10 protein-coding genes and 1 riboswitch are annotated in these 22,431 nt (G+C 59.7%); of the genes, 4 read left to right on the top strand and 6 right to left on the bottom strand.

The genetic code is table 11. The features are described from left to right. Positions 1–38: 38 nt before the first annotated feature. The gene (locus tag E4O98_RS23555; protein WP_248136376.1) at positions 39–7,280 is read left to right on the top strand and encodes an NEL-type E3 ubiquitin ligase domain-containing protein; all 7,242 of its coding nucleotides are present in this window, start codon (positions 39–41) and stop codon (positions 7,278–7,280) included. 44 nt (positions 7,281–7,324) lie between these two features. On the opposite strand, the gene metH is transcribed toward E4O98_RS23555, so the two are convergent. Beyond that, a complete protein-coding gene (gene metH, locus E4O98_RS23550) occupies positions 7,325–11,035 on the bottom strand; it encodes a methionine synthase (protein WP_248136374.1) in 3,711 nt (1,236 codons plus the stop codon). Between the two features lie 167 nt (positions 11,036–11,202). Between metH and E4O98_RS23545 the strand changes: the two genes are divergently transcribed. Together E4O98_RS23545 and E4O98_RS23540 are read left to right on the top strand one after the other, a co-directional pair. Further along, positions 11,203–13,494, top strand: a complete 2,292-nt coding sequence (locus tag E4O98_RS23545; RefSeq protein ID WP_032875951.1) for a fatty acid cis/trans isomerase — start codon at positions 11,203–11,205, stop codon at positions 13,492–13,494. A gap of 81 nt (positions 13,495–13,575) precedes the next feature. Further along, positions 13,576–14,601: an acyltransferase gene (locus E4O98_RS23540; RefSeq protein WP_032875949.1), complete on the top strand. Its 1,026-nt coding sequence runs from the start codon at positions 13,576–13,578 to the stop codon at positions 14,599–14,601. Positions 14,602–14,642: 41 nt separating this feature from the next. On the opposite strand, the gene E4O98_RS23535 is transcribed toward E4O98_RS23540, so the two are convergent. After that, on the bottom strand, positions 14,643–18,824 hold the full coding sequence (locus E4O98_RS23535) for an SET domain-containing protein-lysine N-methyltransferase (protein WP_248136372.1): 4,182 nt from the start codon (positions 18,822–18,824) through the stop codon (positions 14,643–14,645). A 414-nt stretch (positions 18,825–19,238) separates the two neighbouring features. Here E4O98_RS23535 and nfuA point away from each other — a divergent pair, with 414 nt between their 5' ends. Continuing rightward, positions 19,239–19,823, top strand: coding sequence for a Fe-S biogenesis protein NfuA (nfuA, locus tag E4O98_RS23530; protein WP_003190728.1), 585 nt, complete (start codon positions 19,239–19,241; stop codon positions 19,821–19,823). A 123-nt stretch (positions 19,824–19,946) separates the two neighbouring features. Here nfuA and cobM read toward each other — a convergent pair whose 3' ends face one another. The 4 genes from cobM to E4O98_RS23510 form a co-directional block, all read right to left on the bottom strand. After that, a complete protein-coding gene (gene cobM, locus E4O98_RS23525; RefSeq protein WP_078821508.1) occupies positions 19,947–20,693 on the bottom strand; it encodes a precorrin-4 C(11)-methyltransferase in 747 nt (248 codons plus the stop codon). A 71-nt stretch (positions 20,694–20,764) separates the two neighbouring features. After that, positions 20,765–21,157, bottom strand: coding sequence for a cobalamin biosynthesis protein (locus E4O98_RS23520; RefSeq protein WP_032875943.1), 393 nt, complete (start codon positions 21,155–21,157; stop codon positions 20,765–20,767). Next, complete coding sequence (locus E4O98_RS23515; RefSeq protein WP_032875940.1) at positions 21,154–21,858, bottom strand: CbtA family protein; 705 nt, start codon at positions 21,856–21,858, stop codon at positions 21,154–21,156. The genes E4O98_RS23520 and E4O98_RS23515 overlap by 4 nt, the downstream gene beginning before the upstream one ends. A gap of 11 nt (positions 21,859–21,869) precedes the next feature. Continuing rightward, the gene (locus E4O98_RS23510; protein WP_032875937.1) at positions 21,870–22,058 is read right to left on the bottom strand and encodes a CbtB-domain containing protein; all 189 of its coding nucleotides are present in this window, start codon (positions 22,056–22,058) and stop codon (positions 21,870–21,872) included. 96 nt (positions 22,059–22,154) lie between these two features. Continuing rightward, positions 22,155–22,369, bottom strand: a riboswitch (cobalamin riboswitch). Positions 22,370–22,431: the final 62 nt, after the last annotated feature.

Raw genomic sequence — 22,431 nt, 5'->3', positions numbered from 1 at the left:
CGTGATGTGCTGTCAGTCCATTTCAAAGGAGTGACACGATGGACTCTTCATCCCAGCTTTCTTCGCCGGGCGTGCCAACCAACGACGTACCTGAGCCGGTGAAAAAGCTCAACGCCACCCAAAGCCTGCACGGTGACTTCCTGGAGCGCAGCAGTCCTGATTGGCTGATCAGCGCGACGCCGGCCCGCAAGCAGGCGCTCAAGGACGCCAGCACGGTCATGCCAGCGTGGCTCGCGAACGCCACGCCTGAGCAACGCAATGAGGTGACCGGCCGTTTTCTTGCCAACCTCACCACCCAGACGCAACTGGACAAGACGATGGCCTCCTTCCAGGGCATCGACGACTTCGCCCGGCCCTTGCTGCTCACAGCCCTGAAGGATCAGTACCGACTGGACCTCGATGTCGACAAAACCCTGTTGTGCCTGCGCCGCCCGCTGGCGGTGGGGATTGCCGAAGTCGAGGCGGGGGATTTCGAGTTCTTGAAACTGCCCCTGCTGGAAGCGGCCTTGCACAACTTTGAGGCCTACGAGTGCAAGGAGGGCGCTTACCACAAGACCTCCGGGTTCATGCAAGCCACCGGCACCTCCGGCACCTACCACTCGGTGGCGATCAACCTGAAGGTCAGCCAGTTTTTGACGCTGTGTCGAAACCTCAATATCGGCGCCAAATACCAGGCCTACCTGCAATCATTTTTCTACCCCGAAGACGCCAGCGCGCAAGTCACCCTGCGTGACCAGTTCATCGCCAATCAGAAGGCCGCCGTCAGGGCCGCCGCCGAGCAGGCACTGTTGACCGGCGATATCGAGCCGGCCGATCACCGCATGCTGCTGTCGGTGATCGAGGGTGAAATTCATCCCTGGATGGGCGACAAGCAGGTCTGGTTCAGGACCCTGGGCCTGATGCGGCTGCGTATGACCGGCTGCATGGTGTTCTCGATCTGCAAGAAATACAGCTACCCGGACGAGCTGATCATCTATGTGCCCCAGGACCCTGAGCATCCGCTCAAGCGCTACCGCTGGCGGCAAATGCAGGCTGAATTCAAGCGCCTGTTCACCGCCCGCGACCCGGCCAAGGCCAATGATCCCTCGCCGACGCCGTACCAGCAGTTTTTCAGTCGCTTCGTGCCCTACGACAAGCGGCCCTATTACTTCAGCCAGTTCACCCAGAAAGCCGCCGACTCACCCACCGACATCTGGCGCTCACCGTGGAAGAAATTGCTGGATTTCACCACGCCGCACTTCATCACCGGCATCAAGGAGTTGCCGCCCGAGGCGCCTGCCAAGCTTGAACCCAACCCCGACCCTTTCCTTGATCCCTCAACGCGCACGCGGCGCGGTAAAGGGATCTGGGCGGCGAACATCGACCCTTGGCAGTACTTCTACGAGCAACACCGCGAGCAGGTAATCGCAGATGCACGGGCCCATGCCGTGCCCACCGCGGACGTGGATGCCAAGGCCCGTGACGCCAAGCTGGCGCACCTGCTGGAAATCGGCATGCTGGGGTTGAACATGGTGTCGATGTTCGTACCGGTGCTGGGCGAGGTCATGATGGGGGTGATGGCCGGGCAGTTGCTCTATGAAACCCTGGAAGGTGCGATTGAATGGGGCGAAGGTGACCGCCAGGCGGCCAAGGCGCACTTGATTGACGTGGCCGAGAACCTGGCACAGATCGCCGTGATGGCCGGTGTGGGGGCGGGCGTCAGTCGCTGGCGAGCGGCCAAGGCCGAGCCGGTGATCGAGGCACTGAGCGAGGTTAAGCGGCCCGATGGCCAGGTACGCTTGTGGAAGCCGAGCCTGAGTGGTTATGAACACCCCGTGACCCTGGACCGCGCCGCCTACCCCAACGCCCAAGGGCAGTATGTGAAAGAGGGCAGGACCTATATCCGCCAAGGCCCTCAGGTTTACGAGCAATACTTTGACGAGTCAATTCAGAAGTGGCGGATCAAGCACCCCTCCGACCCCCAGGCCTACCAACCGGTGCTTGAGCACAACGGTCACGGCGCCTGGCGGCATACCCTGGAGCGCCCGCTGGAGTGGGATCGGTTGACGCTGTTGCGGCGCATGGGGCATCAAACCGAGGTATTCACTGACCAGGAGTTGCTCAAGATCGCCGATGTCAGCGGCGTCAGCGACAACACGCTGCGCAAGATGCATATGGACCATACGCTTGCGCCGCCCGAGCTGATTGATACGCTGCGCCTGTTCAAGGCGGATGCAGATGTGTCACGGGTGATCGAGCAACTAGAGGGTACCCGTGATATTGATGACCTGTACCTGTATGCGCTGCCGTTGATCGTTGAAATGCCCGGTTGGCCGCGAGGGCGCGTACTGGAAGTGTTCGAGGGGGCTGGTACCTTCGGCCGGTCGGTCAAGTATGGTGCTCACCGCTCGTTTAAAGGTGGGCGCGCAGCGCTGCCGATCAAGGTGGGGCGCAGCGATATTCTCGGCGGCGAAGTGCCTGCGCGGATTCTATTGGCGTTGGACGATTCAGAGCGGGTGCAGTTGCTCGGCACCGACGGCCCAGGCAGCCTCGACGCGCGCAAGGCGAGGTTCAACCAGCGACTGGCCGACTATGCGCGCGAGCGCAGGCCGGCGATTTTCGACAGTATCTACGGCGGCACCGAGCCGCTGGACAAGCGTATCAGCCTGCTGCAACGCACTTGCCCGGGGCTCAGCAAGGCGGCAGCGCAAACGGTGCTCGACCACGCCCGTGTCGATGAGCTTGAACGGCTAGCCGCCACCGCGCGCGTACCCTTGAACATGCTCGAGGAAGCTCGCTGGTATGCGCGACAAGGACGGTTGGCCCGAGCCTACGCCGGGCTGCGTAGCGAGACGATTGCCGCGGCCGACAGCCGACGGCTGGCGCTGCATGCCCTTCAAACGCTGCCGGGCTGGCCGGATACGTTGCGCCTGGAAGTGCGCAGCACCCACACGCGTGGCACGCTGATCGACAGCATTGGTGCGCCCACCGCGGCGCAGAAAAAATACTTGGTCAAGCACGGCCCCAGCTACCAGGCGTTCGATGAGCGGGGCGAAGCACTCAACAGTCTGGCACCGGAGGGCGACAACTTTTTCGCCTCGCTGATGCATGCCTTGCCCGATGAGGCGCGCCAGAGCCTGGGAGTGCCGCAGGTCAGCCAACACGCCGTGTTGCAACGCAAACTGATCGAGCAAGCCGATGCGCATCGTCTGGAGGCCTCGGCGTGGCTGGAGCCAAAAGTGCCCAGGTTCAAGCCGCCGGTGCGCATCAACGACACGCTGATAGGTTATCAGGCCAGTGGGCGGGGGCCGAGTGTGAGCCCGCTGCTGGCTCATCAGGTGCGCATAATCTATCCGGATCTGGATGAGGTGCAGATCAATGCGTTTTTCCTTGAGCTGGTACGGGCGGGGAACGATGGCCGAGCAATCGTCAGCAGGTTGAAAGCGCTGTTTGAAGAGCGCCAGGCGCTGCATGACGCGCTCAATCATTGGGTCAATCGCTCGTCGGTAGCCAATCGTCAGAGCAATTTCCTCGCCGGGGAAGCGCTCAAGCGTAGCTGGGGCCGTTCTTGGTTGGCCGGGAAAGTGCCGAGTGCCGATGCCTTGGCGTTGACCCTCAATGAACCGTTGCCTTCATTGACGGCGAACTTTTCATACGTGCGTGAACTATCTGTTCTCGGTACGGCCCTGCATGACACCAATATCGATGGGTTTCTGAGCCAGTTTCCCTCTCTCGAAAAACTGACCTTGCGGCCGCCCTATTTCCCAACCGTAGAAACCACGGATGCCAGCCCGAAGTTGACCCGCGTGCCCCAGGTGTTGGCACAGTTCACAGGGCTCAAACATTTGGCAGTCAGCTTCGATGCACATCAGTTGACCGCGCAGTTATCGTCGCAATTGACGGCACTGGCCGGCCTTGAACACCTGGAGCTCGGTTATTTCGCCTACGACGGCCACGTCCTCAACGGCCTGGATTTAAGCCCCTTGCAACGCTTGAAACGCTTGAAGATCGTGGCGCCCAACGTGCCAATGCAATGGCCCGCCTATGTGCAGAAACTGCCGCTTCTGGAGCGACTGGATCTGGCCCAGACCGCCATTGCCACGTTGCCTGCCGAGCTCTATAGCGGGTACGAGCGGTTATGGAGCGGGTTATCGCTGGACTGGTCGACGTTCAGCTATGAAGACTTCAAGCCAGCCTATGAGCACGTCAGGAATTATGCGGGGTCGTTCGGGCCACACCTGGCGAACCTGGACGAAATGGTCAGAGGCTTTGCGCGCGGAGAACTGAGCCTGCTGATGGGCGAGGTCCCTGTCGGCCGTCGAATGACGGACGTGGTCATGGGCCTGTGGAACACACCACAAACGCGGATGAACGCCGTGCAAGCGCTGCGTGAAGAACACCTCGGCATTTTCAAGCCGTTCTACGAACCCTCTTTGGTCCCCGTACTCCGGGTGCGCTGGAGGGACGGGCAGAATGCAAGCATCCTGGCGTTGCTGAAGAAAAGCTGGCGCGGGGCGGTATGCCAACGCTATGGCCTGCCGACCGATATCGATATTTCGATGTTTGAACTGCCGGATCCAAAGATGTCGCCGACCAATCCCCTGGTCGCTGAAAAAATCCGCGAATTGCCGGTGTTGCCGGCCGGTACCTTTTCGCATGTCAAAACGTTAAAGGTGAATTGGCTGGAGGATGTGCCGCCTGATCAGCTCAGTGGTTTCATCCAGGCGTTCGCCGGAACGCAAAGCCTTGAACTGCGCTTCAGTCGCCTCACTGAGGTACCGATCAGTGCGGACATCCTGCCGGAATTGACACACCTGGACTTGTCCGACAACCAGATCGCAGTGACCCCGGCAGTACAGGCTCAATTCAATGGGTTGAACAGGCTGCAAGTGCTGAGCCTGCAATACAACCGGCTGGGCACCCTCGACGTCAGCGCACTCACCCGTCTGACGGCGCTGAACCTGCGCGAATCGATGCTACGGGAATGGCCGCAAGGCGCTGAACACCTCGCGCAATTGGCTTGCCTGGACTTACGTGACAATCAGTTGACGAGCCTTGCACCGCTTGCGATTGATGATTCAGATGTGTTGATGCGCACTGAGTTGGCAGGCAACCCGTTGAGCGTCGAAGGCACGACGGTACTCAATGCAGCGCGGCGTCGGGTCGAGACGACCAAAGGATTGCCTGAGGGAGCGTTGAGTCGGTTTGCGCTGGATCAGGAACCCCTGGTGTTTCCCCCGAAGCACACCGCAGGTTCGGTAGCGCACTATTTGCTGCCCTTGCCATCGGGTAGTGGACACTTTGAGGGTGTTCCGGAAAATGCGATAAGGGCGTTAAGCCCGCTCTCGACGCAAGAGCAAGCCATGGCCAGGGTCAGGCAACTGCGCGAGACGGGGCTGAGCGACCTGCAAATAGATACGCAGGTCGCTCGGTGGTATCAGACCCACGACGTGCTGACGCGTGAGTTGAATGGTTGGTTGTTTACCCGCGAGGCGCGCGCTTTTGGCGACAGTCTCGACAGTCTGAAGCGAGTAACCCCCGCACAGGCGATCCGCGAATCCTGGGTTCGGGCTGTGGTAGAAGGGCGCCCGGCTGGCGAGGTCGAGACGTTGAGCTTGCAGGCGACCCAACCTGGTGATTTTCCCGCGCTCTCCGTGCCGTTTACCCATGTGCGCAGCCTCAATCTGACGGGGGTCAAGCTCACTGCGCAAGGCAGCAACGGATTTTTAGCCGCCTTTGGCCCATTGAACCGGTTGATACTCAGTGGTAATGAGCTGACAGCACTGCCCGAAGCCGTTCAACGCATGGAGCAGCTTGAGCGTCTGGAACTGGCCTACAACGCCTTCACGCAAGCGCCGTCGTTGCCTGCTCGATTGCGCAGTGAGCGCTTGCGTTGGTTGGACTTGAATCATAACAACCTGCAGGCCTTTGATATGCGGGACTTCAGTCGCCTGGAGACATTGGACGTGAGCTACAACGACATCGCAAGCTGGCCCGAGGGTGCGTTGGAGTCGCAGCACCTGACCCGGCTGAACCTGAGCGGCAATGCGCTGGTGTCCTTCCCGCAGTCTTTACTCGAAGGCGCGCACGACGGCTTGGTGTCAGGTACGGACCTGTCCGATAACCATAACCTGACCGCGCAAGCCCTTGAACAAATGCGCAATTACGCCGAGGCGCATGAGGCCAATGAGGTCATGGGCTTTTCGCGAGCAGAACTCGACCGCGCCCATCGTCGCAATTATGGCGGGTCCGACACTGAGTCGGACCCGGACTCCGACTCCGATGCTGATTCGGGCTCTGGTTCTGACGACGATGATAGTGATCCGGACGCCGGCTACCTGCCGGCTGAGAGCATTGAAAACCCGCTGCAAAATACCGCGCAGCCGGCACTTGACCCCTGGTTGGCCGATACCTCAGCGGAGTTGGCGACACAACGAACAGCGCTGTGGAATCAACTGGCACAGGCGCAGGATCATGATCGGTTTTTCCACCTCATTTCGCTGTTGCGCCTGACCTCGGAATTCAACCTCAATCGTCCAAGCCTCACGCAACGGGTATGGGGCGTTATCGCGGGGGCCGCAGAAAATGCCGAGTTGCGCGGTACCCTGTTCATCGAAGCCGAAACCCATGGCACCTGTATCGATGGCCGCATCCTCACGTTCAGTGAGATGGAAGTGCGGGTGTTCGAATACCGCGCCTTGCGCGATATCCCACAGCAGCGGCTCGACCTCAGGGGCCGGGCGCTGCTGAACCTGTCGCGGCAGTTGTTTCGGTTGAGCAGGGCCGATCAACTCGCAGAAGCCGCCGCGGTGGGCATGGACCGGGCCGAGGTGCGCTTGAGTTACCGGATCGGCTTGACCCGCGGCTGGCCCGACGGCCTGGAGCTGCCTGGGCAGCCGACCTACATGGCGTTCGCAAACCCGATCAATGCCGAGCTACAGGCACAGTTACGCGCACAAATCCTGGCAACTGAAAGTACCGATGCGTTTGTCGAAAGCCTGATTCAACGTGAGTACTGGTTGCGTTATCTGGATGAGCGTTACGCCGAACAGTTCGAGGCCCTTGAGGACGAACTGGCACGCCGTTATGAAGCCTTGGAGGACGCGCACAGTGATCGGGGCGATGCCCAGAGCATGGCGCGCTATGAGCAAGCCATAGGCCAGTTGGAGATCGAACGGGCCGCCGCCCGTACTCAGAAACGCATGGAGCTGTCCCGGGCGGAGATACAACGGTTATCGGGCATGGAACCTGCCACGCCCGCTCCGTCGTCACCCCAGCCCGGTCCGTCCTGGCGTCCCTGAAGCGGCAATTTAAGAGCGCCGAACCGGGTGGTCGGGGTTTAACCTCAGTTGTCATACCCCAGGTTCGGCGCCAGCCAGCGCTCCGTCACGCTGAGGTCCTGGCCTTTGCGCGCGGTGTAGCTGGCGACCTGGTCCTTGTCGACCTTACCCACGGCAAAGTACTGCGCCTGCGGGTGGGCGAAGTACCAGCCGCTGACTGCTGCTGCGGGGAACATCGCATAGTGCTCGGTGAGGAACACCCCGCTGCGCCCGGCGTGCATTTCACGGGCCTCGGGGTCCAGCAGTTGGAACAGCTGGGCTTTCTCGGTGTGATCCGGGCACGCCGGGTAGCCGGGGGCAGGGCGGATGCCGCTGTACTGCTCCTTGATCAGCGCCTCGTTGTCCAGTTGTTCATCCTTGGCATAGCCCCAGTGTTCTTTGCGCACTTGCTGGTGCAGCCATTCGGCGCAGGCTTCGGCCAGGCGGTCGGCGAGGGCCTTGACCATGATCGAGTTGTAGTCGTCGCCAGCGTCCTGGTAAGCCTTGGCCACTTCCTCGGCACCGATGCCGGCGGTGGTGATGAAACCACCGATGTAGTCGGTCACGCCGCTGTCCTTGGGCGCGACGAAGTCGGCCAGGGAAAAATTCGGCTTGCCGTCGGTCTTGATGATTTGTTGGCGCAGGTGATGCAGTTTGGCGATGGGCTGGCCGTCGTCGCCGTAGACTTCCAGGTCATCGTCCTGCACCTGATTGGTCGGCCAGAAACCGAACACCGCGCGGGCGCTGATGAGTTTCTCGTCGATCAGCTTCTTGAGCATTTCCTGGGCATCGGCGTACAGCGCAGTGGCGGCTTCACCGACCACCTCGTCTTCGAGGATGCGCGGGAACTTGCCGGCCAGGTCCCAGGAGATAAAGAACGGCGTCCAGTCGATGTACCCGGCCAGGACGTTGAGGTCGATATTGTCCAGCACCTTGGCGCCGGTAAAGGTCGGTTTGACCGGGGTGTAGCTGCTCCAGTCGAACTGCGGCTTCTTGGCGATGGCCGCCGGGTAGCTCAGGCGTTCGGTACGCGCACTGCGGTTGGAGGTGCGTTCACGCACGTCGATGTATTCCAGGCGGGTTTTCTCGACGAAACCGGCCTTCAGTTCCTTGGACAGCAACTGCGTGGCCACACCCACGGCGCGCGAGGCGTCGGTCACGTAGATCACGGCGTCATTGCTGTACTTGGGCTCGATTTTCACTGCCGTGTGCGCCTTGGAGGTGGTCGCGCCACCGATCATCAACGGCAGGTGGAAGTCCTGGCGCTGCATCTCGCGGGCCACATGCACCATTTCATCCAGGGACGGCGTGATCAGGCCGGACAGGCCGATGATGTCGCACTTCTGCTCCTTGGCCACCTGCAGGATCTTCTCGGCAGGCACCATTACACCCAAATCCACGATGTCATAGCCGTTGCACCCGAGCACCACGCCGACGATGTTCTTGCCGATGTCATGCACGTCGCCTTTGACCGTGGCCATCAGGATCTTGCCCTTGGCCTCCGGCTTGTCGCCTTTTTCCAGCTCGATAAACGGGATCAAGTGGGCCACGGCCTGCTTCATCACGCGGGCGGACTTTACCACCTGAGGCAGGAACATCTTGCCGGCGCCGAACAGGTCGCCGACGATGTTCATGCCGGACATCAGCGGGCCTTCGATCACTTCGATCGGACGTGCGAACGACAGGCGCGACTCTTCGGTGTCTTCGACGATATGCGTGGTGATGCCCTTGACCAGCGCATGTTCCAGACGCTTGTTGACGTCCCAGCCACGCCATTCCTCGGTCTCGGCTTCCTTGACGCTGCCGTCGCCTTTGTACTTGTCGGCAATCGCCAGCAGGGCGTCGGTGCCTTCCGGCGTGCGGTTAAGCACCACGTCTTCCACGGCGTCACGCAGCTCGACCGGGATCTGGTCGTAGATCTCCAACTGGCCGGCGTTGACGATACCCATGGTCAGGCCGTTGCGGATCGCATACAGCAGGAACACCGAGTGGATCGCCTCACGCACCGGGTTGTTGCCGCGGAACGAGAATGACACGTTGGATACGCCGCCGGAGGTCAGCGCATACGGCAGTTCGTCGCGGATGTAGGCACAGGCGTTGATGAAATCGACGGCGTAATTGTTGTGCTCCTCGATACCGGTGGCGACGGCGAAGATATTCGGGTCGAAGATGATGTCTTCCGGCGGGAAGCCGACTTCATTCACCAGAATGTCGTAGGAGCGTTTGCAGATCTCTTTTTTACGCGCTTCGGTGTCGGCCTGCCCGGCTTCGTCGAAGGCCATCACCACTACCGCAGCGCCGTAACGCTTGCACAGTTTGGCGTGATGAATGAACTGCTCGACGCCTTCCTTCATGCTGATGGAGTTGACGATGCCCTTGCCCTGGATGCATTTGAGGCCGGCCTCGATCACTTCCCACTTGGAGGAGTCGATCATGATCGGCACACGGGAGATGTCCGGCTCCCCGGCAATCAGATTGAGGAAGGTGACCATGGCCTTCTTCGAATCCAACATGCCTTCATCCATGTTGATGTCGATCACCTGGGCGCCGGCTTCCACCTGCTGCAGGGCGACTTCCAGGGCTTCGGTGTAGTTGTCTTCGCGGATCAGCCGAGCGAACTTGGCCGAGCCGGTAATGTTGGTACGCTCGCCGACGTTGACGAACAACGAGCTGCGATCGATGGTGAACGGCTCCAGGCCGGACAGGCGACAGGCCTTGGGAATGTCCGGGATCGGGCGGGGCGCATAACCGGCCACGGCCTTGGCAATGGCTTCGATATGGCCCGGTGTGGTGCCGCAGCAGCCGCCGACGATATTCAGGAAACCGCTCTGGGCGAACTCTTCGATGACCTTGGCGGTTTCCGATGGCAGTTCGTCGTATTCGCCGAATTCGTTGGGCAGGCCGGCGTTGGGGTGCGCCGAAACGTGGGTGTTGGCTTTGTTCGACAGCTCTTCCAGGTACGGGCGCAGTTCGCTGGCGCCGAGGGCGCAGTTGAGGCCGACCGAAATCGGCTTGGCGTGGGCCACGGAGTTCCAGAACGCTTCGGTGGTCTGGCCCGACAGGGTACGGCCGGAGGCATCGGTGATGGTGCCGGAGATCATGATCGGCAGTTCGATATTAAGTTCTTCGAACACGCCTTGCACGGCGAAGATCGCCGCCTTGGCGTTGAGGGTATCGAAGATGGTTTCGATCAGGATCAGGTCGGCACCGCCTTCGATCAGGCCCTTGGTGGCCTCGGTGTAGTTTTCCACCAGCTCATCGAAGGTCACGTTACGGTAGCCAGGGTTGTTCACGTCCGGGGACAGTGAGCAGGTACGGCTGGTCGGGCCCAGTACACCGGCGACAAAACGCGGCTTGGCGGGGTTCTCATGGGTTTTGGCGTCGGCCACCTTGCGCGCCAGGCGGGCGCCTTCCACGTTCAGTTCATAGGCCAGCTCTTCCATGCCATAGTCGGCCATGGAGATCCGCGTGGCGTTGAAGGTGTTGGTTTCAAGGATGTCGGCGCCGGCGTCCAGGTAAGCCTTCTCGATTCCGCCGATCACGTCGGGACGAGTGAGGACCAGCAGGTCGTTGTTGCCCTTCACGTCGCTTGGCCAGTCGGCGAAGCGTTTGCCTCGGTAGTCCTGCTCCTCAAGCTTATAGCTCTGGATCATCGTGCCCATGCCACCGTCGAGGATCAGGATACGGTCCTTGAGGGCTTTGTGAAGGGCTTGCAGGCGAGCGCTACGATCGGGCATGGGACTACTCTGGTCAGGCATTACGGAGGGCGTGAATCATAGCAAACCTGTGCCGATTTAGAGCATGTCAGGGTTCTGCATGAATATCGCTCATGTTGTCGGCAGTCATGGCCCGGTAGAATCACCGCCACTTCACAGACCGCACGCCTTGAATCGGGACCCGATACATGTCACTTCGTTTGATCGTCAGCGCCGTCCTGGCCTTGATAGCCAGTACCGCGCAGGCTGACGGCCGCGCTTCGGCGATTTCCTATACCCGCGATATCCAACCGATCTTCACCGAGAAGTGCGTGGCCTGCCATGCCTGCTACGACTCTGCTTGCCAACTCAACCTTGGCAGCGCAGAGGGCGCGGCCCGTGGCGCGAGCAAGGTGCCGGTGTACGACGGCGAGCGTAGCCAGGCCACACCGACTACACGGCTGTTCTATGACGCGTTCGGCAAACAAGCCTGGCAGCAGAAGGGCTTCTATTCGGTACTGGATGCCCAGGGCAGCCAGGCTGCGTTGATGGCACGTATGCTGGAGCTGGGGCATAACGCGCCATTGCCACCCAATGCCAAACTGCCCGACGAGATTGTATTGGGCCTGAACCGCCAAAACATGTGCGCGACGCCCGGCGAGTTCAACGCCTATGCCGGCGCCCATCCCAAGGAGGGCATGCCGCTGGCCGTCACCGGCCTGACCGACCAGCAATACCAGACCCTGCAACGCTGGCTGGCCTCCGGTGCGCCGATTGATGAGCAGAGTCTGGCTCCCAGCACCAGGGAAGCCTTGCAGGTGCAGCAATGGGAAACCCTGTTCAACCAGCCGGGCGCCCGGCAAAGCCTGGTGGCGCGCTGGTTGTACGAGCATTTGTTCCTCGCCCACATTTACTTCGAAAACGGCGAGCCGGGGCATTACTTCCAGTGGGTGCGTTCGCGTACGCCGAGCGGGCAGCCGATCGACTTGATCGCGACCCGTCGTCCTAACGATGACCCAGGCACTCAGGTCTATTACCGCCTGTGGCCGGTACAGGGCGTGATCGTGCATAAAACCCACATCACTTACCCGTTCAGCGCGGCGAAAATGGCACGGATCAAAGACCTGTTCTATTCCGGTGACTGGCAGGTGAGCGCCTTGCCGGGCTACGGACCGGGGCGCCGTGCCAACCCGTTCGAAACCTTCGAAGCCATACCGGCCAAGGCGCGTTATCAGTTCATGTTGGATAACGCCGAATACTTCGTGCGCACCTTCATCCGCGGTCCTGTATGCCGTGGGCAGATCGCCACGGACGTGATCCGTGACAACTTCTGGACACTGTTCCAGGAGCCGGACCATGACCTGTACATCACCGATGCCCGTTACCGCGGCCAGGCCACGCCATTGTTGGCCATGCCTGGGCAAAACGATGATGTGGGCAGTGTGCTGGGCCTGTGGCTGGCCTATCGCGACAAGCGTAATCAGTATGAGGCGTTGCGCCGCGATAGCTACGCAGATGTGCCGCCGCCGAGTTGGTCGAGCTTGTGGGCGGGTAATGACAATGCCTTGCTGACCATCTTTCGCCATTTCGACAGCGCCTCGGTGACCAAGGGCCTGATCGGTGAGGTGCCGCAGACGATGTGGCTGTTCGATTACCCACTGCTGGAGCGCACTTATTACCAGTTGGCAGTCAACTTCGACGTGTTCGGCAATGTGTCGCACCAGGCCCAGACGCGCTTGTACTTCGACCTGATCCGCAACGGCGCCGAACAGAACTTCCTGCGTCTGATGCCGGCCGACACCCGCGAGGACTTCCTTGACGACTGGTACCAGAACAGTGGCAAGCTCAAGCTGTGGCTGGACTATGAAGCCATTGATGACGACAAGCCCACGGGGCTGCATCTGGACGAGAAAGATCCCAAGCGCGATTTTGCCAACCAACTGCTGACGCGTTACGGCGGTTTGAACGTCAGCCCGGACCCGATCAACCGCTGCACCGGGGCCTATTGCTCGCGCACCGGTATCGACCCGGCCTTGCAGGACGCCGAACAGGCGCTTAGCCGCCTGACGTCGCGCCCGGCGGCGGGGCTCAAGGTGATCGACCAGTTGCCCGAAGCCACCATGCTGCGCATCGAAACCCAGAGTGGCCAGCGCGTGGTCTACAGCATGCTGCGTAACCGTGCCCACAGTAACGTGGCTTTCCTGTTGGGTGAGGCTTATCGCTACCAGCCGGGCCTCGACACACTGACCATCTATCCGGGGGTGATGAGCAGTTACCCGAACTTCATGTTCAACATTCCAGCTCAAGAGGTGCCGCAATTCGTCACGCAAATGGAGCAGGCCAAGGATGCCAAGCGGTTTGAGAAAATAGTCGATCGCTGGGGGGTACGCCGCAGTCATCCGCAGTTCTGGCAATACTTCCACGATTTGTCGCGGTACATTCGTGAAACCACGCCAGTGGAAGAGGGTGTATTGGACATGAACCGCTACGAGAATCTATAACTACTGTATTGGTCCGGTCATTTCTCCAAGTGAGCGCTGAAGCAGTCGGATACCTACCTACGGACTGGACAGGGGACACCGATGTTGATTTCAGTGCAGTTTCTACGCGCCTTGGCGGCATGGAGTGTGGTGGGCCACCATTTCATGCAAGGGTTTTTCAACTTTGAAGCCAGCAACGCGCTGGAATTTCTGTTTGTCGACAAAGGCGCCATTGGGGTGGATGTGTTCTTTGTCATCAGTGGCTTGGTGATTTACCTGGCGACTGCCGACAAAGCGCTGAACCCCGGGCGTTTCATGCTGATGCGCGTGGCGAGGATTGTTCCGGCGTATTGGTTCTATACCCTGCTCATGATTCTCGTGGTTGCCGTTGTGCCTGCGATCTTTCCAGAGGCTCGGCTCGAACCCGGTCATGTACTCATGTCGATGCTCTTTATACCGGCCCAAAACCCGGGAGGCTTCGGCGTCTACCCACTGCTCGATGTCGGGTGGACACTGAATTTCGAGATGCTGTTTTATTGCCTGTTTGCCTTTGCCTTGCTGGTGCCCGCGGCCTATCGCTTGTGGGTGGTAGCAGCGCTGCTGTATCTGGTGTGCTACATCATCACTCCCGCCGTTGACCTGGCCAGTGGCTTCTACCATGAGGACATTATTTTCGAGTTCCTGATGGGCGTGGTGATCGGCATGCTGTATCGGCGCGGCCTATGCCGGGCCAAGCCGTGGCTGGCATTGTTGGGTATCGCAGCGGCCCTGGTGGCTATTGATCATGGCGCGGACATACCCCGAGCCCTGGAGTGGGGAGTGCCCAGCGCGATAGTGGTCTTCAGTTGCGTGGCACTGGAACCTTACTTCCAGGGCGCGCGCTTGTTGAAGGTGCTCGGGGATTGCTCCTACTCGGTCTATCTACTCCACGTGTTGGTGCTCAGCGCCGGGCGTTGGATCGCCGACCGCACGGGGATCGACCCTTACGCCATATTGCCTGGATGTATCGTCATCATCGGACTGGGCGCATTTGTGAGTTACCAATGGCTGGAGAGGCCTGCCTACCGCACGCTCACACGCTGGTTTGGCGTTGATGCTCCGGCACCCCTTTCGACAGCGCCTCGGTGACCAGGGATCTGGTCGGCGAAGCGCTTTACAAGTGGCCGGTCTCAGGGCTTCAAGTACTTCCAATAGCTTTTGCCATAGTCCATCAATAACTCGGTCCCGGCCGGAATATCCCGCCACGCGACAATAAATACCATGTATTTACCTACGCACAGGGAGCCGACGTTCTCGATACCGACATCGGTAATGCCCGGTACCTTGACCGCATTGATCAGGCTCAGCGTATTACTGTTGCCGTGGCCGCTAATGCTGGCACCGCTGGTGTTGGTCTGAAATAGATATGTGCCGACCGCCGCTTCACCCTTTTCAAGTATTTCGGTATTCACCGAAGCTTGGTCCAAGTGCAGCTTGCCGGTGTACGGCCCCAGCACATCGAACCGCTTGATGTCGGTGCGGGCCACGACCGAGAGTCCGCGTTCCGTGCCCTCGTTGAGTTTCTTGACCTCCAGCAATCGATCGAGCTTGCGATGATGGTTGCCCTCCTTGGAGATCCATTCGCGAATGCTCTTGGTGGCAGCCTCCTTGACTTCCACATGTTGCATGCCGATGAACTCATCGAAAAAGCCGTTGGCATCGGTAATTTTGATGTTTTGCAGTGGGCCTTCCAGTTCCAGGGTCAAGCTGCGCCTGACATCGTTTGGGTCCTGCAGGATCGGTGCGTTGTTGTTGATTTTATGGTCAAAGGACGCCGTGATTGAAGTGGAGCGCCGGCGGGCAGGGACGGCCTCTTCATCCAGGCGCGGATGTTTCGAGCCGCCTGCCGTAGGTGGCGGAGCGGGGCGTTTCCTGGCGATCGGTTGATCCAGCGGGCTCCTCTGCCCGAAGATCAACATTTCCCTGCCGGCGCGGGTCATGCTGCCATTGTCATTGACGTAGGCGCTCCAGATCACCGGATTGAGGTTTTTCTCATCGACAAACGTGAGCACGGAATGCCTTGAACCAGGGGTAATGTAGTGCTTGTGCCATTCGTCCAGGTGTTCAGGTGTCAGTACGGTGAATTCTCCACCGTTGGCATGCTTGGCGAGCACTTTGCCGGCGGCGCGATAGCTGCCATCGAGGTTGACGTACTGTGCCAAATCCCGTGGGTCCAGGTTATGGTCAGCGGCGAAGCCTTCAAGGGTAAGGCTGTTGCGTTCTCGTTGCGAGCTGTTGCGCCAATGCTCCAGATGGTCGTGGGTAATGGCGGTACGGGCGGTTCCCGCACGGTCGAGCATCTGTTGCCCTCGGGGTGTCAACGTGTCGCGGCTTTTGACAAATTGGCGGAATGCGGTGGGGTCCAGATTGTAGGTCTTGATGAAGGTGTCCAGGGTTTTTTTCAAGGCGTGTTCACTGGATTCGGTCCATTTCTGCAGGATCGAGGGGGTCACGACGTTCGTGACATCCGGCGCGCCACCCGTGACTTTGATCTGGCTTGAGTACCAATGCCCCGGTTCTACGGAGGATAGCGTGATCGACAGGTCGCGATTGTTCTTCGGGTTGACCATGACCACCGAGAAGCTGTTGTCGGCGCCCGCGGCGGTTTCCTGGATAAATCCATAGGAATTGTCACGTACCTGATACACCGCGATCTTGCCCTTGTCATCGACATTGCAGATGAACTTCTGGTTGTAGTCCGCGCGGGAGAAGATACCGCGTGCGTCGGGTTTGAGACCGCTGATCAACTGAGGGTCGACGGCGTATTGACGGATCAACGGGCTGCTGTTGCTGATCACCGTGATCGGTTCGCGATAACGCGGGCCGAAGGCTTTATTGGACGCGGCATCGATGAGGCGAAAATCTGGCGCGTCGAGGCTACCGACGTTACGCATCGGAATGTCAGGGAAACCGTCGACGGTAAAGAGTCGATCGCCGGCCTGAAGTGGCTTCCAGGTCGTGGGGTCAACTGACTTCATGTGGCGGGCAGCGAGGGTTCCATCGCGTAGGAGGGCGACCCCGCGTTTCGTCTGGCGCATGGCAATACGGCCAAGCTTGACCAGTCCAAAGCGCGCCAGCCTGAGCAGGCTGGGTACCGCCGCCAGGGGGTTGAGTTCCTGCAGAACTGAAATCACCAGCGTGCCTGTCAGTTTTGCGAGTTTTGGCAAGGCCAGGCGCAACCCGGTTTTCCCGGCCTGGATGATCAGACGGCTGGAGCCGGCAACATACCTTCCGACCGGCAAGGCAAAAGACACGAAGTCGATGGTCAGGCTCGCGATCCCCGGTTTGATGCGCTGGGGATCCCCGGATGCGAGGTCGTCAATGCCGGCCCAGAAGGGAACAAATACCTTGCCCCAGAACGTCATGTCTTCCAGTACATCGCGGCCGATGTCCATTTCCCGTGTGCTTTTGCGGGTCTGTTCCAGGAGCGCTTCTTCGTCGCGGAAAAACAGCTCTCGGGCGATCATACTCGCCAATTGTTCACTGCGCGGGGCATACAGGGTATTAGGGGCGAACGATTCGATTCGACGTCCCAGGGCATCGATGGCCGGCAATGTTTCGCCGACTTGCTCAACGATCAACTCGGCCTTGCGGCCTGCAACAGGGGTATTGCTCTCCTTGTAGGCATTCGGATCAAAGGGGACTTCGGTGGCCAACCTGTATTTACACCAACTCATCGCATCGCGTAGTTCTACGACCTTGCCGTCCAGCGGCAGGGTCTTGATGTCAGGACGTCGACGAATCAATCCGGCGAGGGGGAACACCTCGATGTAGTTGGCCTGGAAGGGCTGGCGTGGTTTTACGATTCGAAGGATGAAACCTGCCCGGTAACGAACGGCATCGGTCTTGCGTTTGTCTTCATATTCGACCGGAACCTTGTCCAGGGCTTTTCGCAATGAGTACACCGTGATTTCGTCTTGATCCACATTAAGGGTGTCAGAACCCAGGTGGGCAAGCAGGGATTGGATCAAGACCTTGTAGGCGTTCCTGGGCGTCTCAAGGGCCTCACGGAAAGCTTTGTCGTACTCGGCATCCGACGCCGAGCGCCAACGACTGGGCAGCTTGAGCGCAAGATCGCGGACTGCGTTGAACACCTCATGCTCATGTTGCTCGAGGGCGGCTACGGCTTGGGCAAGTTCCTCACGGGAGTGGCCTGACTGCCGAGTGGCAATCAACCCGTTGGCTTGCGCCCAGTAAACGCTCGGCGCGAGCTTGGCGGCCGCTACCAGTGCTTGTTGCTCGGGGCTGTTGGCATGGGCGCTATAGTGTGCCGCTGGCAGGTTGAGCAATTGTTCGAAGGTCATGTGGCGCGATGAGCCTGGTGCCAGCGCTTCGGCCAGAAGGAAACCGCTTCTGAAGTTGACCCAGGCAGTGGTGACACCGTAGGGCAGGTCCTGGGGAATATCGGCGACCCATACCTCGCTGGCGATATTGGCCTTGGCCACGCACATCACCAAGGGTGTCGACTCAGGGCTGATCGACAGGGCGTTTTCAAAGCGCCGGGCCAAAGAATTGCGGATCGACGAATAATAAGTTCCCGCTGAGATGAACAACTTCAATTCATTATCAATGGACGCTTGAGGTGCGGGGATGATCGTCAGCCATAGCGCGCGCCAGAGTAATTTCACTAGAACCGGCTGTGGGCAACTTTCGTGCTTTTGGCTGCCATACCAGCCCAACGCCGTGGCTATCCGTTCGGCCAGTGCCAGGTTCTGCGGGCTGTTGAGAATCTGCTCAAGCAAGACCGTTGGTGTCGTTGCGAGCAGTTCCTGCTGCGATGGGGAATAGTGCTCAGGCAATACTGTACGGAACAGAGATCGGCCGGTTTCCTTTTCGATTTGGCGGGTCACCTCCTTGATAGTTTCGTCGGCCGGTGCATCCAACAAATGCTCCAAGTCGCTTACGTGGCCGTCGTGTCCTAGTCGCTGCAGAACGCGGTGCTCCTGCAGGCCATAGAGCACCGATTTCCACTGTGCGGTGGTCTTGGGCTGTGGGGGGGCGATGGAGTAATACTTGAAGACCAGATCAAGCCTTACCGAGCCATCGGCTTTGAGTCCATTGCCCACGCGGCGGTTGATGTCGAGCAATACATCGACGTCGATGGACCAATAAGTGGGGACATGTCGAAGGACCACGGCGTGGTCGTCGATGCTGAAAACTTCGGGAAGAGCGGGCATCGGCGGGCGGGTGCTGCTGAGCATTGTCGAGAGCAGGTCGTAGAGAAAGTCCCGCCCCAGTACGGAATTGTCAGGCTCTGGTTTCTTGCAGAGGAACTGTTGAAAGTCTTCATCCTCCTGCAGTTTTTTCAGCACCCGAAAGGCTTCCTTGCACTCGCGACCCAATGCGGAATCTTGCGGGGGGTAATAATAACAATCAGAAGCGGGTGACGACTTCAGTGGGATGCGTGCGGTCACGTAATCAATCAAATGGTCCAGATGCGCTGGCTGTTCAGGCAAACCCTTGAAATGGAAACTCTGCATAGCAATATTCATTGAATCCTCACAACCAATAGCCGAAGAGGATTCACTATATTCAGCATGATTTTGCGGGAGGCCTATATAACTAGGTGCAAGGCAGGCGTTGGCGATCGATCTGTTTTCACGGGCAATGGGGCGGTTGTTCGCCATCGGTCAGGGGGATAGGGGGCTTTTCCGACAAAAATGCTCGGACTTTGTACCTGCGTAATAATTTGGCGTAAACTGCCGGCAAGCCTGTGAGGAGTTTCCATGACTGCCATAACCATTACCGACGCCGCCCACGATTACCTGGCTGACCTGCTGTCCAAGCAGAACACCCCGGGTATCGGCATCCGCGTCTTTATCACCCAGCCCGGCACCCAGTACGCCGAGACCTGCATTGCCTACTGCAAGCCTGGTGAAGAGAAGCCTGAAGACACCGCCCTGGGGCTGAAAAGCTTCACCGCGTACATCGATGCCTTCAGCGAAGCTTTCCTTGACGACGCTGTAGTCGACTACGCCACCGATCGCATGGGCGGCCAGTTGACTATCAAGGCGCCCAACGCCAAGGTGCCCAACGTTAACGCCGACAGCCCGGTCAATGAGCGGATCAACTACTACCTGCAAACCGAGATCAACCCGGGGCTGGCCAGCCACGGCGGTCAGGTGAGCCTGATCGACGTAGTGGATGACGGTATCGCGGTATTGAAGTTCGGCGGCGGCTGCCAGGGTTGCGGCCAGGCGGACGTGACTCTGCGCGAGGGCATCGAGCGCACCTTGCTTGAGCGTATTCCTGAGCTCAAGGGTGTGCGCGACGTGACTGATCACACGCAGAAAGAAAACGCCTACTACTGAGTAAGGTGTTCACTGCGAGCTTAAAAGACGGCGCCCCGTGAGCGCCGTTTTTTTATGCTCTAAATTCAGCCAGCTATGATGATTGTCTGATAGTTTGGATTGGCTGTGGTTCAGTCCATATCTTCAAGGACGATAGAGGTGGGCGTGACCTGCGCGGTACAGCGAGGATTCGCCAAAGCTATCATTTGCCAACACCCGCCCGACCACAATCAGCGCCGTACGCCGAAAGCCTTTAGTCGCGACCTTCTGGGCAATATCACTCAACGAACCCACCACCCAATCCTGGTCCGGCCATGTCGCGCGGTGCACCACGGCGATCGGGCAATCTGCACCATAGTGCGGCAGCAGCTCAGCGACGATCCTGTCCAGATGATTGACCCCCAAGTGAATGGCCATTGTCGTGCCGTGCCGGGCCAGGCTGTCGAAGTCCTCACCCGCCGGCATGCTGGTTTTATCCGCATAACGGGTCAGGATCACACTCTGGGCAATGTCCGGCAGGGTCAGTTCGGTTTCCAGCAACGCCGCGCAGGCAGCCACCGCCGTGACCCCGGGAATGATCTGAAAGGGAATGCCCAGCTCGCGCAAGTGACGGATTTGCTCACCAATCGCCCCATACAGGCTCGGGTCGCCGGAGTGCACGCGCGCCACATCCTGGCCTTGCGCATGGGCGGCTTTGATCACGTCGATGATCTGTTCCAGGTGCAGCTCGGCACTGTTGACCACCTGGCGTGCCTGATGACCTTCCAGTACTGCCGCAGGCACCAGCGAGCCAGCGTAGATGATCACCGGGCAGCTGCGGATCAGCCGCTGGCCCTTGACGGTAATCAGTTCCGGGTCGCCGGGGCCTGCGCCGATGAAGTAGACGGTCATGGGGAATTCCTGTTGAAAAAACGGGCGAGCATGAAGATTGCTCATGATCGAGAGCGGCAATTATCGGGATTTTAACCGGCGCAGGCTAATGCAAGGGTGGCCTGGATGGTTTTCTTGCGGGTGATGAGCAGGTGGGCAGGGCCGTGGGCGAGTTGCTCGGCCAAGGCCAATGCGGCACTTTCGGCGATGCCGTAACAGCCGGTATGGCTAAATGCTACGTCTGATTTGTGGCTCAGCCGATGTTCAAAGCCGGCCAGTTGTTCGGCGCTGAAACACTGCAAGGGCAGGCTCAATAATTGGGCCAGGGCCACCAACCCCGGCTCAGCCTGTTTGCGATCAATGCTCGCCAGCGCGGTAATGCGTTGGCGTTCAATGCCGCCTTCGGCGAGGGCGCTATCAAGGAGTTCCAGCAGGGTTCGGACATCACAACCCCGCTGGCAACCCAGGCCGACGACGAGGGTCATGCCGAGTAGTGTTCGTCGCGGTTACGGCGAAAGAGCCAGGCACTGATCAGACCAAGGGCCAGCCAGAACGCCACATTGGTCAACTGCGACGCGATCTTGAACTGGGCTTCGAGGGCCTCCGGGGCCAGCATGGAGTGGACTTCCGGCTGCGGAGCGCCAATCACGTGGGGTACGGCGACGATCGCCACGCCCAGCACTTTGAGCAACCAGCCGCGACCGAACACCAGCAAAGCAATGCCAGCAGCGGTAGACGCGGCAGTGCCGATCCACCAGATCTGCCGTTGCGCCAGATCAGCGGCGGCGGTGCCCGGCAGTTCAGGCGGCAGGCCCAAGGTCGGCGCAAGTACGAATGTCGCGTAACCGGCCAGGCCCCACAGTAGCCCTTGAGCTGTACGGGTTGGTGCGCGCAGGGTGTACAGGCCGGCCAGCATCAGCGCAAACCCGACCGCAACGACCAGGTTGCCACCGGTGGTCGACAGCACGCGCTGCCAGCCATCTTCCGGCTCCCAGGCTTCGGCGTCGTGGGTGTGGGCAGCGGTGCCAGCAGCATGTTCATGGGGGACTTCGGCAACAGCTGGAGCCTTTTCAAAGGTCTCCGCCTGCAAAATCAACGGCGCGACCCACAAGCTTTGCAGCAGGGTCAGCAGCAGGGCGGCCAATAAGCCGGTGAACCCTGCGGTTTGGGCAATACGCTTGATCATGTCGGCAGGTCTCAGTGGCACGGGAACGCGGCGCTGTGGCGGGTATCGTGGGCCGCGTTGTGCACGGCTTCGATATGGGAGAAACCGGCGAAATACACCAGGCACGCACCAAGGATTGACGCACCGATGGCGGCGGTCAGGCGTTGGCTCAAGGTGGCAGTGCTGCTGGCGGAGTGCGAAGTGCTGCTGATGATCGACATGGCGCGTCCCTTTCAGGTATCAGGGTGAAACGAGCGCATGAAAACCCCGCGAGCCAGGCACGCAGGGTTCTGAACAGCGCCCGCCCACCGCGGGTTTGTTATCTGATATTTTCGGGCCGGTCTCCGGGCTTGCGAGGGGCGGCTCTTGATAGAGTCCATCCTGACAAGCGTCTCCTTCCCATGCACAGCACAGTGGATTTGACGCTTCGCTCGCTTACCGTTGCGGGGGCAGCACCGGACTGGCCATAAGTCTATGACGCACCGGTTTCCCGTTTCACCCTGTGAAGGGCACCCGAAACAAGATGTGTAGGAGAGCATGACGCAGTGATGTGCGTCAAACTGATACGTAGTGACGAACGCAGCTTGCCTGTCG

The sequence above is a fragment of the Pseudomonas sp. W2Jun17 genome (genome assembly GCF_023127795.1).
Lineage (GTDB): Bacteria > Pseudomonadota > Gammaproteobacteria > Pseudomonadales > Pseudomonadaceae > Aquipseudomonas > Aquipseudomonas synxantha_A.
This window is presented reverse-complemented; position numbering and strand designations above follow the sequence as displayed.

Excerpts from the sequence above, each read along its gene's own strand:
- E4O98_RS23545 (WP_032875951.1), top strand. The coding sequence starts at position 11,203 with ATGTCACTTCGTTTGATCGTCAGCGCCGTCCTGGCCTTGATAGCCAGT.
- cobM (WP_078821508.1), bottom strand. The coding sequence starts at position 20,693 with ATGACCGTCTACTTCATCGGCGCAGGCCCCGGCGACCCGGAACTGATT.
- E4O98_RS23540 (WP_032875949.1), top strand. The coding sequence starts at position 13,576 with ATGTTGATTTCAGTGCAGTTTCTACGCGCCTTGGCGGCATGGAGTGTG.
- E4O98_RS23515 (WP_032875940.1), bottom strand. The coding sequence starts at position 21,858 with ATGATCAAGCGTATTGCCCAAACCGCAGGGTTCACCGGCTTATTGGCC.
- nfuA (WP_003190728.1), top strand. The coding sequence starts at position 19,239 with ATGACTGCCATAACCATTACCGACGCCGCCCACGATTACCTGGCTGAC.
- E4O98_RS23555 (WP_248136376.1), top strand. The coding sequence starts at position 39 with ATGGACTCTTCATCCCAGCTTTCTTCGCCGGGCGTGCCAACCAACGAC.
- E4O98_RS23520 (WP_032875943.1), bottom strand. The coding sequence starts at position 21,157 with ATGACCCTCGTCGTCGGCCTGGGTTGCCAGCGGGGTTGTGATGTCCGA.
- metH (WP_248136374.1), bottom strand. The coding sequence starts at position 11,035 with ATGCCCGATCGTAGCGCTCGCCTGCAAGCCCTTCACAAAGCCCTCAAG.
- E4O98_RS23510 (WP_032875937.1), bottom strand. The coding sequence starts at position 22,058 with ATGTCGATCATCAGCAGCACTTCGCACTCCGCCAGCAGCACTGCCACC.